Genomic DNA, 13,226 nt, shown 5'->3' with positions numbered 1-13,226 from the left:
TTGCGTTCCAGCTTCGACTTCGACACCCCCATCTCCCGCCTGGACAGCCACAGCGTCAAGTACGGCCTGCGGCGGGTGAAGTTCGGACGCAAGGACGTGATGCCCCTCTGGGTGGCGGACATGGACTTCGCCGCCCCACCCTGCGTGCAACAGGCCCTGGCGGAACGAGTGGCCCACCCCATCTACGGCTACACCCTGGCGGATGCCGCCGTTTTCGAGGCCATCATGGACTGGCAATGGCGCCGCCACGGCTGGCGGGTGGAAAAGGAATGGATCACCCTGCTTCCGGGCGTGGTGCCCAGCCTGGACCTATGTGTGCAGGCACTCACTCTTCCTGGTGCATCGGTGGTGGTGCAGCCCCCGGTCTACAACCCCATCTTCGAAAGCGCCGAGCGCAACGACCGCCAGGTCATCCGCAATCCCCTTCGCTGGCTGGATGGGCGCCATGAAATGGATTTCGAGCAACTGGAAGCGGCCATCACCCCGGATACGCGCCTGCTCCAGCTTTGCAGTCCCCACAACCCCGGCGGCCGGGTCTGGCGGCGGGAGGAACTGGAACGCCTGGGTGCAATCTGCGCCCACCACGATCTCACCCTCATCAGCGACGAAATCCACGCCGACCTGGTCTTCCCCGGAAGCAAGCACTTACCCATCGCCAGTCTCAATCCGGACCTGGCCGCACGCACCATTACCCTCAACTCCCCGGGCAAGACCTTCAACATCGCCGGCCTCAATACCTCCTATGCCATCACCCCCGACCCCGGCCTGCGGGCAAGGCTCCACGACGCCGTTCACAGGCTCCACCTGGAAGGCCCCAACCTGTTCGGCCTCACGGCACTGAAGGCGGCGTACCGGGAAGGCGAACCCTGGCTGGCGGCCCTGCTGGACTACCTGAAGGGGAACGTCGGGCTGACCTGTGCCTACATAGCAGAGCAGTTGCCCCGGGTGAAATGCACAGGCCCGGAAGCCACCTTCCTCCTGTGGCTGGATTGCAGGGAGTTGGGTTTGGACGATGCTGCTTTGCGCCAGCGCCTTGTCGACTCAGGCCTGGGCCTGAGTCCCGGCACCCAGTTCGGGCCCGAGGGAAGCGGATTCATGCGGATGAACGTGGCCCTGCCCAGGAGTGAGTTGGGTATGGCCCTGGATCGCCTGGGCCAGGCATTGGGCTGAATGGCTCAGCTGGTGCGATTCCTGGACTGCTTGCGCAAGAGGGCGCGCAGCTGATCGGCGTCTTTCTGGGTGGTCGCGCCGGCCAGCATCCTCTGCCTCAACTGGGGCGAAACGCTGACCCCCAGGCTGATCAGGGTGGTCAGATCCCATGAATAGCTGGTGCCATGGGCAATGTGGGATAGAGCAATGTCAAGTGGGTTCATGTCAGCCTCCTCATCGTATTGGCGGCTGCCAGGCGGCCGCGATTAAGCGTGAAAGAGTGAATCGTTATGGTCTGGGTCTTGGTTACGCACTATTCATGCCCATACAGCCAGACCGCCCCCGGGGAATGTTCAACAACCAGGTCACGATGCCACGCCTGCCCAGTCGGGAAGCGGCTTTGCGTCAGCGGAGGAGGTGTTTATTGAATCTTTTTATGGTATGCGGGGAGCATCGGCGCTGACACTGAAGCCTGCCGCTACGAAGTAATCGCCTCAGTCGATGTAAATTGGCCCGACAACACGTTGGGCGTGCGACACTTTAAAAGTGCAATATGAGTCCACTTGCCAGAGACAGTTCTCATGGCTTGAGAGATGGAAACCCCCGTCGGTCGGACGGGGGTTTCCATTGCATAAACCTAGCCCCATCACTGCAAAAGACCAGGTAGACGATCAGGGCGTTACTGCACGGGGGTCAGGTTTAATGCCTTGTACGCGCCCGAGTTACGTTCGTAGGCCAGGGGCTTTTGAATCTTCGTGGTCCAGGGCAAGGCGGCGAAGTTGCGCCAGCCATCCTTGTCGGGGTTGGCATCTTTAGTCAGTGTATGAACATCCGGGTAGTCATCGTCTATCCCATCAGCGTTGGTGTCATGTTCGCTATTGTTGTTCAAATCTAGCTTTCCATGGGGCTCGACAATATCTCCGCCACTTGTCATTGCGTAACGGTATTGGCCAACGAAGCCCTCCCAGATGTTCATCACATTCGTAAACGGAAGCTTTCCCACGGTTGCCGGGTTCGAGTCCGGGTTGGCAAGTATATTGCCAGCCCTCACGCTGCGTGAACCGGTACGACACAGCAGCATGACGGGGGTATCCAGGTTGCCATTTACGATGCGGTAGACCTCATCGTAAAGCTTGGCAGGGTCCTGAGCTGGCTCAGGGGGCTGTCCAGCAGGAACTGGCATGCCGCTGACTGAGGGGAAAGGCACGTTATAGGCATCTTCCGGGTGTCCGGAGGCGTATTCACGCAACGAGCGCACATCAATAAGCACAGGTTTTGCTGTCCTGGGGTGACGACGATAATCCTTGCTGTGCTCCATGGCCAGGTAGGCCTCGGACACGCTGATCTCGCGTTGGTAGAAACGCTCATAGTTGTAACGGTTGCCTTCGGCGGAAACCTGCGCTGCCATGGCAAAGGCGGCAACAGCACCCATGACAGTCACAATTTTCTTCGGGTTCATCGGGTGTCTCCTCATACTCGTGTGTGTGGGCGGGGGGCACAACCTACTCCCGCCCAATCCGACCCATCAACATTATTAGTTGATCATTAATTTCATATATTTTTGTACATAAGGCTTGGTGCGGCATGGCGGACAGTTCGTACAGCAAACGATCTTGGCTTGACCACGCCAGTCGAGCCGCATAACTTCGCCCTCATTGCGCGTGGGCCGCCAGACTGGCCCACGCAATCTCATCCTGAAGGGAGCCCAAGTTGTCCGGCGAAAACGTCGTCGAAATCCGCGACCTGCATTTCTCCTACGAGAACCGCAAGATTCTGGATGGCATCAACCTATCCATCCCCCGGGGCAAGAAGGTGGCGGTGCTGGGGGCCAGCGGCTGCGGCAAGTCCACCCTGCTGAAGCTCATCATGGGCCAACTGCGGCCCGAGAAGGGCCAGGTGCTGGTGGATGGTGAGGATGTGCACGCCCTGGACACCGACGGCCTTTACAGGCTGCGCCGGAAGATGGGCGTCATGTTCCAGGTGAGCGGCTTGTTCAGTGATCTGTCCACCTACGAGAACATCGCCTTTCCCATGCGGGAGCACACGGATCTGCCGGAGGAGATGATCCGCGACATGGTGCTGATGAAGCTCCATGCCGTGGGCCTGAGGGGCGCCCACAAGCTCATGCCCAAGGAACTGTCGGGCGGCATGGAACGCCGCGTGGCCCTGGCCCGGGCCATCGCCCTGGACCCCATGCTCATCATGTACGACGAGCCCTTCGCCGGCCTGGACCCCATCTCCCTCAATGTCATCGCCAAGCTGCTGCGGCGCTTGAATGACAGCCTGGACACCACCTCCATCGTGGTGACCTACGATGTTTCGGAGTCCCTGAAGGTGGTGGACTACGTGTACTTCCTCTCGGACGGCAGGATCGTGGCCCAGGGCCCCACGGAGGAGATCATCGGGTCCGGTGACCCCTTCGTGCACCAGTTCCTCCACGCCGAGCCGGACGGCCCGGTGCATTTCCACTACCCTGCCAGGCCCCTGGAGGCGGACCTGGGCTTCAGCACGCCGGCCTGAGTCCCAGCCGATACTTCACTGCGTGCCGGGCATGCCCCGGCTGTAGTGCAACAAGCGGCCCTTGTAGGGGATGTGCCCCGCCAGGGGCGCGTCAAGAAGGGTTTCCGTCAGGGAATAGCCGTAACCGGACATGCATCGGTTGAAACTGCTCCGGTTGCCCCGGTTGGGATCGATGATCAGGACTTCGGCCCGTTGTGCCGCATGGGCCTGGATAAAGCCAGCCAATTGCTCGGGGTGGCTGCGCTCGTAGAGCACATCGCTGCCGATGATCAGATCGAATTCGCCCAACACCGGGTTTTCGCGCCCCCAGTTGCCCGTCAGGTATTTCATGGCCGGCAACTGGTTCAACAGCAGATTGGCCTGCAGGAATGCCTCCACCAGCGGGTGGCAATCGCTGGCCGTGACGTCGCCCAGGCGACGATGGACCACCAGGCTGGCCAAGCCCAGGCCACAGCCGATTTCCAGCACGTGGCGCCCCCCCAGATCCCACACCTGCATCAGGTCGGCAAGCTTGCGCGCCGACGGCCAGACCTGGCCAAACAATGGCCAGTTGGCGGGGGAAATGCCTGCCGCTTCGGCCTCGCCGAGGGGATCGGAATATTGCTGCCGATCCAGCAGACAACGTATTACCAGATCGTCTCCCCCGGCCACGGCAATTTGCTGGTATTTGACCTCGTAGCCGGGCATGACTCCCTTCACCTGCAATCAGTGCCTGCGCTGCGGGCGCGGCCGCGGCGTGGCAGGACCGCGGTTTTCGATATGGCGGTAGGTGATGCGCGCCTTGCTCAGGTCATAAGGGGAAAGCTCCAGGGACACCTTGTCACCCGCCAGGATGCGGATATTGTGTTTGCGCATCTTGCCCGCGCTGTACGCCACCAGGGTGTGTCCGTTATCCAGGGTGACCAGAAAACGTGCGTCAGGCAGCACTTCCGTCACCACGCCGTTCATTTCAAGAAGTTCTTCCTTGGCCATGGCCGTACCTCCAGGAAAAGTGGAAATAAAAAACCCGGCCTGCGCCGGGTATGTAACTCGCAGGAGAGCGGTCAGGCTTGCACCCGACCACACATCCCTGAATGTCGTTTGTGGCATGGCCGCCAGGCCATGCCTGCCTTGCCACTTAGTCGGCGGCGCGGATGTTGGTCGCCTGCAGGCCCTTGGGGCCCTTGGTCACTTCGAAGGTGACGCGCTGACCTTCGGCCAGGGTCTTGAACCCTTGGCTCTGGATCGCGGAGAAATGGGCGAAGAGATCATCGCCGCCTTCCTCGGGGGAGATGAAACCGAAACCTTTGGATTCGTTGAACCACTTCACAATACCTGTTGCCATGACTTGAACTTCCTAAAAATAACAAAAATGGGGCAAGCCCCGTGGGGACGAAGGTCAAGACAGCGTAGGAATGAAGCGGGGAAATACCGCGGAAGCGCGGGTACTGAACCAGACAACAACAGCACTACTTGAAAATCGTGCGCGCACTATCCTCTTTATTGCACCGAATAGCAAACAACTTCTGCCCGGGCACCCAATCCGCAACTGAACAAGTCCTTCGCACGGCCAGCGCGATAGAACCATCCTCGTTCTCGGGCAGGGTAGCAACAAGTGCACGCCCACAACCGCTCGATCCGCTTCTGCGGGGCGCAGCTTGGAGGAGTTCCTGCAATGAAACTCCTGGGCAGTCTGGCCCCACCTGTACGTAACCTGCAGTCGGCCGTCGTGCACGGCATCCCCTTGGAGCGAGTCCAATAGAACGGCCACAGCGACCGAGCCCCCGTGGGCACGATGCTAGAATCCGCCCCACCTCGACTCCCGGGCAGCATGCCTGCCAGCCCATGGGCGGCTTTCTATGGATATAGCGTTACTGCTGTTCCTGATCCTCCTCAATGGCGTTTTCGCCATGTCCGAGATCGCCGTCGTCTCCTCCCGCAAATCCCGCCTGCAACGCCTCGCCGAAGACGGCAGCCCGGGCGCCGAATCTGCCCTGGCCCTGCATGGCGACCCCTCCAATTTCCTCTCCACCATCCAGGTGGGCATCACCTCCGTGGGCATCCTCAGCGGCGCCATCGGCGAAACCGCCCTGGCTGATCCCCTGGCGGCCTGGTTGTACGGATTTGGCCCTCTGGAGCCTTATGCCCAGGGTATCGCCCTGACCGTGGTGGTGGTGGGCCTGACCTACTTCTCCGTGGTGGTGGGGGAACTGGTGCCCAAGCGCCTGGGCCTGCTGGCGCCGGAAGGCACCGCCTCCCTGGTGGCACGGCCCATGAACGCCCTCTCGCGGGGCGCGCGGCCACTGGTCTGGCTGCTGTCCTCGTCCTCCGGCCTGCTGCTACGGCTGATGGGGGCGCGGCGCAAGGACGAGCCGCCGGTCACCGACGACGAGATCAACGTGCTGATGGAACAGGGGGCTGAAGCGGGGGTGTTCCACGAGAGCGAGCAGGAGATCGTCTCCAACGTGCTGCGCCTGGATGAGCAGCGCATCGCCTCCATCATGACCCACCGCAGCGACATCTACCTGATCGACCTCGTCGATCCGGAAGAGGAGATCCGTCGCCTGCTGGCGGACAGTCCCTACGAGCGGGTCGTGGTCTGCCGGGATGGGCTGGAGCACATCGTCGGGGTGCTGCGCACCTCCGACCTGCTCAAGCCCGCCCTGGAAGGCGCGCCCCTGGACATCGAGTCTGCCTTGCGTGCCCCGCTCTACGTACCGGAGAGCGTGACCACCACCCAGTTGCTGGAGAACTTCCGCACGGCACGCATGCAGTTTGCCCTCATCGTGGACGAGTACGGCGAGGTGGAAGGCCTGGTCACCATCACCGACGTGCTCACCGCCATTGTCGGCGAACTGCCGTCCTCGGATGAACAAGACATGGTGCAGCGGGAGGACGGGTCCTGGCTGGTGGATGGCAGCGTGTCCGTCGAACGCCTGAAGTACGAGCTGGACATTGACGAGGACCTGCCCGGCGAGGAGGAGAACGCCTACAACACCCTGGGCGGTTTCGTCATGCACATGCTGGGGCGCATCCCCGCCATGGCCGAGCACTTCGAGTGGGAAGGCTGGCGTTTCGAGGTCATGGACATGGACAGGAACCGGGTTGACAGGGTGCTGGTGGCCCGGATCACGGAAGCCGTGCAGTCCGGTTAGTTGTCCTCGTACAGGCCCCTGGCCCGGGAACGTTGGCGGTTAAGTCCTCCGGCCACCGAAACTCGCACACCTGGGCTTGTGCGCAGGTATATGGGTCAGTGATCAGGCTTAACTACACAATAGGCGCCCCAGAATGGATTGCCCGCGCCGATCCATTTGCCTTGATTCCCTCCAAGCAGCGCAGAATGCGCCCATGAAAATCCCGAAAAGACTTTTACCGCTGTTGGAAGACGGCCTGATCGACGACGTGATCCGCCAGCTCATGAGCGGCAAGGAGGCGATGGTGTTCGTCGTCCGCTGCGGCGACGAGGTGCGCTGCGCCAAGGTCTACAAGGAGGCCAACAAGCGCGCCTTCCGCCAGAGCGTCGACTACACGGAAAACCGCAAGGTGAGAAACAGCCGCCAGGCCCGCGCCATGGCGAAGGGCACCCGCTACGGCCGGGAAGCCCAGGAGGAAGCCTGGCAGAACGCCGAGGTCGATGCCTTGTACCGCCTGGCCAGGGCCGGGGTGCGCGTGCCCAAACCCTACAACTTCCATGCCGGCGTACTGCTGATGGAACTGGTGACGGACGAAGATGGCAACGCGGCGCCCCGCCTGAATGACATGGAATTCACGCCGGAGCAGGCGCTGGCGCATTTCCAGACGCTGCTCCGGCAAGTGGTGCTGATGCTGTGCGCCGGAGTCATCCATGGCGACCTGTCGGAATACAACATCCTGGTGGGCAAGACGGGCCCGGTCATCATCGACCTGCCCCAGGCGGTGGATGCCGCCGGCAACAACCACGCCCGCGCCATGCTGGAGCGGGACGTCGCCAATCTGAGCAACTATTTCGGGCGCTTCGCCCCGGATTTGCTGCAGATGGAATACGGCAAGGAAATCTGGGCCTTATACGAACACGGCGACCTGCAACCCGAAGTGAAGCTCACCGGCCGCTTCGAGCACAGCAAGAAGCCGGTGGACCTGCACGGCGTGATGCGGGAAATCGACGACGCCCGGGCCGAAGAGGCGGCCCGGCGCTTGCGCATGCAGGAATCGGGCTAGCCGGCTCAGGCTGGATAGTTCCAGGTGTGGCGCTCGCCCTGACCCTGCTTCACCCAGGCATAGAGGGCGTCGTAGATCACCATGCCGTAGCCCAGCATCTCGTGGTCGTCGACAAAGGTCTGGGACAGCCCCAGGGATACCGCATGGAGGCCGGCGCACACGGGGTGCAGGCCATGCCGGTCCGTATCCGCGCCGCGCACGATCACCGCCAGTTGGCGCAGGGCCGGTTCATCCAGGCCGTGCTTGTCCAGGAAGGCGTCGAAACTACATAGCTCGCCGCGATGGCCGTATTCCACGCCGGGGATGTCATAGGGCGTGGCGCCCGTTTCCGCAGCCACCTGCAGCACCTGGTCCGCCGGCACATAGAGAAATTCCGCCGCCGGATCGATGAAGCGGGCGATGAGCCAGGGACAGGCGATGCGGTCGATCTTGGGGCGCTCCCGAGTAACCCACTTCATTTATTCACCACCGCGCCGCCCGCTGCCTTCCAGCCCTCGAGGCCGCCCTCGATGAAGCGGGCCTTAAGGCCCCTGGCCTGGAGTTCATCCACCACGCTGTTGGACACGCCACCGCCGCGCACGCAGTAGAGGACGATATCCCGGTCCTTGGGCAGTGCATCGGCCCACTCGGCGATCCGGGCCGGGTCTTTCCAGTTGGCCCCCGCCAGTTGTTCGCTGGAGGCGTTGCGGTCGTCGGCGCGGCGCACGTCGAGGATGAACGGGGTTGCGTTTGAGCCGGCGATTTCAGACTTCAGGGTCTCGGGTTTGATGGTGCGGTCCATGGTTCAGGCTCCAAGGATGAAGGTGTAGACAAGGCCGATGGCGGCACAGGCGCCGATGACCCGCATGATGTCCTGCTTGTACTTCCACAGGGCGATGAAGGCGGCGATGGAGATGAGGGCGTAGAACCACTCGAAGCCGCCGGAGAAGGGCGCGGCTTCCGTGGCCCGGGGCCAGATCACGTGCCAGCCGAAAAAGATGGCCAGGTTGAGGATCACGCCCACCACGGCGGCGGTGATGCCGGTGAGGGGCGCGGTGAACTTGAGGTCGCCGTGGGTGGATTCCACCAGGGGCGCGCCCGCCAGGATGAACACGAAGCTGGGCAGGAAGGTGAAGAAGGTGGCCACCGAGGCGCCGGCAAAACCGGCCAGGAACAGGGCCTCCGGGCCGTAGATTTCCTTGGTCCAGGCACCCACGAAGCCGACGAAGGACACCACCATGATGAGCGGCCCCGGCGTGGTCTCGCCCAGGGCCAGGCCGTCGATCATCTGGGTGCCGGTGAGCCAGCCGTAGTGCTCCACGCCACCCTGGTAGACGTAGGGCAGCACCGCATAGGCACCGCCGAAGGTGACCAGGGCCGCCTTGGTGAAGAACTCGCCCATGTCTTTCAGCACCGGGTCGCTCAGCAGCAGCATGGCCCCACCCCAGAGAATGAAGCCCACCACCAGCAACATGCCCAGGTAGGCGGCCCTGAACCTTGTGTGGGCCAGGGGCGGAGTATCGTCGTCGATGAGGGCCGGGCCGTACTGCTTGTTGGACGCGCCGTGGCCGCCCCCCACCTTGAACTTGTCCGGCCAAACCTTGCCGCCGATGAAGCCCAGCACGCCCGCTCCCAGGACGATGTAGGGGAAGGGAATCTTCAACGCGAAGATGGCGATGAAGGACAGGGCGGCCAGGGCCCACAGCAGGTTGTTCTTCAGTGCCCGGGAGCCGATGCGCCAGGCGGCGAACACGACGATGGCCACCACCGCCGGCTTGATGCCGTTGAAGAGGCCCTGCACGAAGGTCACGTCGCCGAAGGCCAGGTACACATAGGTCAGACCCGCCAGGATGAACAGGGAGGGCAGCACGAACAGGGTGCCGGCGACGATGCCGCCCCAGGTGCGGTGCAGCAGCCAGCCGATGTAGATGGCCAGCTGCTGAGCCTCGGGACCCGGCAGCACCATGCAGTAGTTGAGGGCGTGGAGGAAGCGGTGCTCGCTGATCCAGCGGCGTTTCTCCACCAGCTCCTGGTGCATGATGGCGATCTGCCCGGCGGGGCCGCCGAAGCTGATGAAGCCCAGCTTCAGCCAGTAGACGAAGGCCTCCCAGAAACCGGGATGGGGAGGACGTTGCAGGTCGGGATTCGCTTCCGTGCTCAATTCTTTTCTCCAGGGGCGGCCAGGGCCGCGTACAAGTCATCCAGCAGGCGGCCGCCCTCGGCCAGCAGTTGGTCGTCATCCGCCACGCGAACCTTCAGCCCCCGCAGCATCAATTCAAATCCGGCCGCCTCGGGGGTGGGTTGTGTACCCGGCCCCCCCACATCCAGGGCATGCACCATGGCGCCCAAGCGCATGAGGGCCGGGTCATCCACCAGGCCGAAACTGTCCAGCAGGGTCTCGAAGGTGACCCGCTCCCCAGCCGCCGTCACCACATGGGAAAAAGCCGCGCCGTCGAAGTCGAAGCCCAGGGCCTTCTTCGGGCAATCCTCGATGCGGGCCAGCCAGCGGAAGCGGGCCTGGGCATCGATGAAGCGCTGGATGAGCCAGGCGCTGGCCAGCCGGTCCACCCAAAGCCCCTTGCGGGTGGCCCAGGTGCGGCCCTGGAAGTCGGCCGGGTCCAGGCGCGGCAGAAGGGCCGGCCGGGAGGTGGGCTCTTCCGGGAACAGCCGGGACCGGGCCGCCCGTTCCAGGTCCGCCAGCTGCTCCGACGCCCGGTCCCGGGCGAGGCCGGAGAAGAAATCGATGGCGACCAGCTGTTCCAGCTGGCGGCGCAGGCCGCGCAGGGTCTTCTTCAGGTCGGGTGCGATCAAACCATCATCGGACAGACGCTGGCGGGCGGCGTCCATCTCCACTTCCAGGGCGGCGTATTGCTCGCTCCGGTCGAACAGGGCTTCCAGGGCGGCGTCCTGTTCAGGATCGGCTTGCACGTCCAGCAGCCAGGCTGAGCCCTGGTCCGCCTCCGCTTCCAGGGCCAGTTCGGCCAGGACGGCGCGGTGGGCCTCGCCGGCAGGCAGCAGATAGGCCCCATCCCGCAAGGCCACGGCGCCCATGGCCTTGAGGCCACGCCACAGGCGCATGCGCGCCGTGGCACCGCCGGTGGGCAGAGAAAGGATGAGGAGGTGCCATGCGCTGGTTTGCATGGCGTAATTATAGCTACATTAATATGTAGAGATATCTACATATTATTTCTTACCCCGCCTATTCGCCTTCTTTGTAGGAGAAGCGCACATGGCCGAAGCGGATGACCAGCACCGCCAGGGTCAGCAGCAGGATGGAGCCGGCGATGCCCAGCATGTGCCACAGGTCCAGGTTCTTCATGTCCAGGACCAGGTAGCGGGCCAGGGCCACGATGGCGATGTAGATGGGAAAGCGCACGGGCAGTTTGCCGGACTGGAAGTACAACCCGACCATGGCCAGGATTTCCAGGTAGAGGAAGAGGAGCAGCAGGTCCGCCAGGGTCACGGCCTGGGCGTCCAGCATCACGCCCACCTCGCCGACACCGGCAATGACCGTGGCCACGGTGATGACCGCCAGGCCCGCGAATTCGATGAAGCCGAGGACTGACTGGGCGTGATGGGTAAACAGGTTCTGGCGCATGGGTCTTCCTCTCTCTTTGCGGCATGTCTTATTGGATTTAGCGCCCGTTATACTGGCTCCCGGTCGTTCCGAAAAGCCAGAACCCATGGAAATCACCGTCTATCGTGACCAGGCCATCCTCCGGGAAGTCCGCCAGCTGCCGGCGGACACCTACAACCTGGCCAGGACCCTCCAGGCCCGCGGCCCCAGTGGTGTGGCCTTCGTGCCCATCCGCTCCATGCAGGTGCTGGCCATCCTGGACCGGGACGAGTTCATCTTCCTCGACAGCCAGTACAAGACCTGGGCCATGGTGGCCTGGCAGTGCTTCCGCTCCGACGAACGGGAGGCGCTGGATGAGCCGGTGAGCTATGAGCTGGCCTGCTACGAGGAAAGCGGCCTGGAAACCATGAAGCGCCTGCCCCGGGAATTCCACCTGGCCCTCCAGGCCCTGGCGTCCAAGGGCCGGATCGACGGGCCCGCCCGGGTACTGAAATTCGAGGCCCGGCGGCCGGGCTGAGCACCCCTCCGTAGCCCGGAGGAGGCCGTCAGGCCGAGTCCGGGAAACCTGGCGATCTCCCCCGGATTCGCTCCGCTCCTCCGGGCTACCGGCCGGCCAGATCCGGCTCACCCCTGTAGAGCAGCTTCAGGCCCAAGGGCGCCACCAGGGTGGTGAAGGCCACCACCAGCAGCATGCCGGCATAGATCTCGTTGCTGAAGATGCCCGAGGTGCGGCCCAGCTCGGCGAAGATCAGGCCCACCTCGCCCCGGGGCACCATGGCCACGCCGATGCGCCAGCGGGTGGCCCAGTCCTCCCGCAACAGCAGGGCGCCCAGGACCTTGCCTCCCACCGCCAGCACCAGCATGCCCAGGGAAAACTGCCAGATGAAGGCGGAACTCCAGTCGATCTCCCGCATGTTCAGGGACAGGCCCACGGCGACGAAGAAGATGGGCGTGAACAGATGCACGATGGGCCGCATCTGGCTTTCGATGGTGTGGGCGAACTTGGGGTCGGTCTTCAGGGCGATGCCGAAGGGCAGGAAGAAGAAACGGGACAGGGCCAGGCCGGCGGCGAAGCCTCCCAGCAGGGCCGGCACCCCCATGGCATGGGCCAGCCAGGCGAAGAACAACACCAGGGAGACGATGGTGGTGGGGATCAGGCCCGGAATGTCCGTGGCCCGGTGGGCCTTGTGGATGGCCAGGGAGATGAGCTTGGCCATGCTGGGGGCGATGAGGAAGAACACCACCACGAACAGGGTCACCTTGCCGGCATTGGTGAGGTTGACGCCGCCGCCGATGGAGAACTCGTAGAGCAGGGCCAGCAGCACCACGCCCATGACATCGTCCAGCACCGCCGCCCCCAGCACCACCTGGCCCTCCAGGCTATTGTGGCGATTCAGGTCGGTGAGGGTACGGATGGTGATGCCGATGCTGGTGGCGGTCAGTGTGCCGCCCACGAACAGGGACACCAGCAGTTCCAGGCCAAAGCCCCAGAAGGCCAGGGCGAAGCCGAAACCGAAGGGCAGGAAGAAACCCATCATGGCCACGAAGGCCGAACGCTTGCCGCTCCTGAGCAGCTTGCCCACGTCCGTCTCCAGGCCCACCTCGAACAGCAGCAGGATGATGCCGATCTCCGCCAGCAACTTGATCACGTCGTCCACCGCCAGCCAACCCAGCAGGCTGGGGCCCACCACCACGCCGGCCATGAGTTCCCCCAGCACCGCCGGCGCCCCCAGGCGCACCGCCAGCTCGCCGAACAACCGGGCAGCCAGCAGAATGATCATCAGGTGGAGGAAAAAGACGTGGGCTTCCATGGTTTTTCAAAAGA

General features: G+C 63.3%; 16 protein-coding genes. 5 read left to right on the top strand and 11 right to left on the bottom strand.

Annotation, left to right across the window (positions count from 1 at the left end; all coding sequences use genetic code 11):
• A complete protein-coding gene (locus H6935_12775; GenBank protein MCP5279221.1) occupies positions 1-1,170 on the top strand; it encodes a putative C-S lyase in 1,170 nt (389 codons plus the stop codon).
• 5 nt (positions 1,171-1,175) lie between these two features.
• Here H6935_12775 and H6935_12770 read toward each other — a convergent pair whose 3' ends face one another.
• Both H6935_12770 and H6935_12765 read right to left on the bottom strand, forming a co-directional pair.
• On the bottom strand, positions 1,176-1,373 hold the full coding sequence (locus H6935_12770; GenBank protein ID MCP5279220.1) for a hypothetical protein: 198 nt from the start codon (positions 1,371-1,373) through the stop codon (positions 1,176-1,178).
• Between the two features lie 455 nt (positions 1,374-1,828).
• Positions 1,829-2,608, bottom strand: coding sequence for a hypothetical protein (locus tag H6935_12765; GenBank protein ID MCP5279219.1), 780 nt, complete (start codon positions 2,606-2,608; stop codon positions 1,829-1,831).
• Positions 2,609-2,859: 251 nt separating this feature from the next.
• Between H6935_12765 and H6935_12760 the strand changes: the two genes are divergently transcribed.
• Positions 2,860-3,669, top strand: coding sequence for an ABC transporter ATP-binding protein (locus H6935_12760; protein MCP5279218.1), 810 nt, complete (start codon positions 2,860-2,862; stop codon positions 3,667-3,669).
• A gap of 15 nt (positions 3,670-3,684) precedes the next feature.
• On the opposite strand, the gene H6935_12755 is transcribed toward H6935_12760, so the two are convergent.
• From H6935_12755 to H6935_12745, 3 genes are all read right to left on the bottom strand, one after another.
• The gene (locus tag H6935_12755; GenBank protein MCP5279217.1) at positions 3,685-4,356 is read right to left on the bottom strand and encodes an SAM-dependent methyltransferase; all 672 of its coding nucleotides are present in this window, start codon (positions 4,354-4,356) and stop codon (positions 3,685-3,687) included.
• Between the two features lie 18 nt (positions 4,357-4,374).
• The gene (gene infA / locus H6935_12750; protein ID MCP5279216.1) at positions 4,375-4,641 is read right to left on the bottom strand and encodes a translation initiation factor IF-1; all 267 of its coding nucleotides are present in this window, start codon (positions 4,639-4,641) and stop codon (positions 4,375-4,377) included.
• 145 nt (positions 4,642-4,786) lie between these two features.
• Positions 4,787-4,993, bottom strand: a complete 207-nt coding sequence (locus H6935_12745) for a cold-shock protein (GenBank protein MCP5279215.1) — start codon at positions 4,991-4,993, stop codon at positions 4,787-4,789.
• A 514-nt stretch (positions 4,994-5,507) separates the two neighbouring features.
• Between H6935_12745 and H6935_12740 the strand changes: the two genes are divergently transcribed.
• Both H6935_12740 and H6935_12735 read left to right on the top strand, forming a co-directional pair.
• Entirely contained in the window at positions 5,508-6,803 is a 1,296-nt protein-coding gene (locus H6935_12740) for an HlyC/CorC family transporter (protein MCP5279214.1), read from the top strand.
• A 193-nt stretch (positions 6,804-6,996) separates the two neighbouring features.
• Positions 6,997-7,845, top strand: coding sequence for a serine protein kinase RIO (locus tag H6935_12735; GenBank protein ID MCP5279213.1), 849 nt, complete (start codon positions 6,997-6,999; stop codon positions 7,843-7,845).
• 5 nt (positions 7,846-7,850) lie between these two features.
• Here H6935_12735 and H6935_12730 read toward each other — a convergent pair whose 3' ends face one another.
• Genes H6935_12730 through H6935_12710 form a run of 5 tightly spaced genes read right to left on the bottom strand, consistent with a single transcriptional unit; the run spans position 7,851 to position 11,422 of the window.
• Positions 7,851-8,303: a chromate resistance protein gene (locus H6935_12730; GenBank protein ID MCP5279212.1), complete on the bottom strand. Its 453-nt coding sequence runs from the start codon at positions 8,301-8,303 to the stop codon at positions 7,851-7,853.
• Positions 8,300-8,626, bottom strand: coding sequence for a sulfurtransferase (locus tag H6935_12725; protein MCP5279211.1), 327 nt, complete (start codon positions 8,624-8,626; stop codon positions 8,300-8,302). Before H6935_12725 ends, H6935_12730 begins: the two co-directional genes overlap by 4 nt.
• A 3-nt stretch (positions 8,627-8,629) precedes the next feature.
• Positions 8,630-9,985, bottom strand: a complete 1,356-nt coding sequence (chrA, locus tag H6935_12720) for a chromate efflux transporter (GenBank protein MCP5279210.1) — start codon at positions 9,983-9,985, stop codon at positions 8,630-8,632.
• Positions 9,982-10,965 (bottom strand): chromate resistance protein, encoded by a 984-nt coding sequence (locus H6935_12715; GenBank protein ID MCP5279209.1) that lies wholly within the window; start codon positions 10,963-10,965, stop codon positions 9,982-9,984. Before H6935_12715 ends, chrA begins: the two co-directional genes overlap by 4 nt.
• Before the next feature lie 58 nt (positions 10,966-11,023).
• Positions 11,024-11,422 (bottom strand): phosphate-starvation-inducible PsiE family protein, encoded by a 399-nt coding sequence (locus H6935_12710; GenBank protein ID MCP5279208.1) that lies wholly within the window; start codon positions 11,420-11,422, stop codon positions 11,024-11,026.
• 85 nt (positions 11,423-11,507) lie between these two features.
• Here H6935_12710 and H6935_12705 point away from each other — a divergent pair, with 85 nt between their 5' ends.
• Complete coding sequence (locus tag H6935_12705; protein ID MCP5279207.1) at positions 11,508-11,918, top strand: hypothetical protein; 411 nt, start codon at positions 11,508-11,510, stop codon at positions 11,916-11,918.
• 85 nt (positions 11,919-12,003) lie between these two features.
• Here H6935_12705 and H6935_12700 read toward each other — a convergent pair whose 3' ends face one another.
• Positions 12,004-13,212, bottom strand: a complete 1,209-nt coding sequence (locus H6935_12700) for a cation:proton antiporter (protein ID MCP5279206.1) — start codon at positions 13,210-13,212, stop codon at positions 12,004-12,006.
• Positions 13,213-13,226 lie beyond the last annotated feature (14 nt).

Origin of the sequence: Thiobacillus sp. (assembly GCA_024235835.1) — a bacterium.
Classification (GTDB): Bacteria; Pseudomonadota; Gammaproteobacteria; order Burkholderiales; family Thiobacillaceae; genus PFJX01.
Note: the sequence above shows the minus strand (reverse complement) of the source record. Positions and strands in the feature narration are given on the sequence as shown.